We start from the raw sequence: 1,282 nt of genomic DNA on the forward strand, positions 1-1,282 counted from the left end.
GGCTGCTCGATCGGCAACTCGACCGCGTCGAAGCCGAACGCGGCGATCCGCGGGATCAGCTCGGTGGATCCGGCAGGCCATCACCCGCGCCATGGCCGACCAGGCCCGCACCATCCGCATCCCCGTGCACATGGTCGAGGTCATCAACAAGCTCGGCCGCATACAGCGTGAGCTGCTCCAGGACCTGGGCCGCGAGCCCACTCCGGAGGAGCTGGCCAAGGAGATGGACATCACACCCGAGAAGGTGCTGGAGATCCAGCAGTACGCTCGGGAGCCCATCTCACTGGACCAGACCATCGGTGACGAGGGCGACAGCCAACTCGGCGACTTCATCGAGGATTCCGAGGCTGTCGTCGCCGTCGACGCCGTCTCGTTCTCGCTCCTGCAGGACCAGCTCCAGCAGGTGCTGCAGACGCTCTCCGAGCGTGAGGCGGGCGTGGTACGTCTGCGTTTCGGCCTGACCGACGGCCAGCCGCGGACGCTCGACGAGATCGGCCAGGTCTACGGGGTGACCCGGGAGCGGATCCGGCAGATCGAGTCCAAGACGATGTCCAAGCTGCGTCACCCGTCCCGGTCGCAGGTCCTCCGGGATTACCTGGACTGAGCGGGTTTCGTCAACCGAACGTGTCGTTTTGGCCACCTGGTGTGCAACACCAGATGGTGATCGTCCGGATGCACGAATGTGATCGTTGACGTGGCACCCTGGGTGCACGGCACACTGTCCCTTCCAGGTGTGACCTCGGTCCCCCGCGGGCACACAGGGAAGGCAGTGCCTAGTAAGGGTGTTGCACGATAGGTGAGCAACGACCGAAGAGATTGTTCATCGGTGACGACCAGAGGAGGAAGGCGATGACCCCGACCCTCACGCCGCCGCCCGTCACGGCGGCTCCCCCAGCCGCCGATGAACGGTGCGACCGCTGCAATGCTGCCGGGAAGCTCCGGATCACTCTGGCGGGTGGGAGCGAGCTGGTGTTCTGCGGGCACCACGCGAACAAGTACGCGGAGGATCTCGTGAAGATCACCGAGCGGTTCGCAACGGAGCCCGATTTCAGCTGGCGTGGCGCCGATCTGATGGCGAACTAAATCCGCAAACCGACATAGCTGACCGGAGGCACCCCGAGGGTGTCTCCGGTCAGCTCTTTCTGTCTGGACGCCCCCGCGCCCCGCGCCCCGCGCCCCGCGCCCCGCGCCCAAGATCCGAGCAACATCCCCGATGCTGCTGCCTCCGACGCGCCCGAACACCGGGCCGGGTGCTCGTGCTCACCGCCGCCGTCACGCTGAC

General features: G+C 66.3%; 1 protein-coding gene and 1 pseudogene. Both read left to right on the forward strand.

Features of this window, described 5'->3' with window-relative positions:
- Positions 1 to 64 precede the first annotated feature (64 nt).
- Positions 65 to 604, forward strand: a pseudogene (locus ABZ749_RS35370) (sigma-70 family RNA polymerase sigma factor); the annotation flags it as partial.
- A 245-nt stretch (positions 605 to 849) separates the two neighbouring features.
- Positions 850 to 1,083, forward strand: coding sequence for a hypothetical protein (locus tag ABZ749_RS35375; RefSeq protein WP_091402071.1), 234 nt, complete (start codon positions 850 to 852; stop codon positions 1,081 to 1,083).
- The last annotated feature ends 199 nt before the right edge of the window (positions 1,084 to 1,282 follow it).

The organism is Micromonospora sp. NPDC047753 (assembly GCF_040642735.1).
Lineage (GTDB): Bacteria > Actinomycetota > Actinomycetes > Mycobacteriales > Micromonosporaceae > Micromonospora.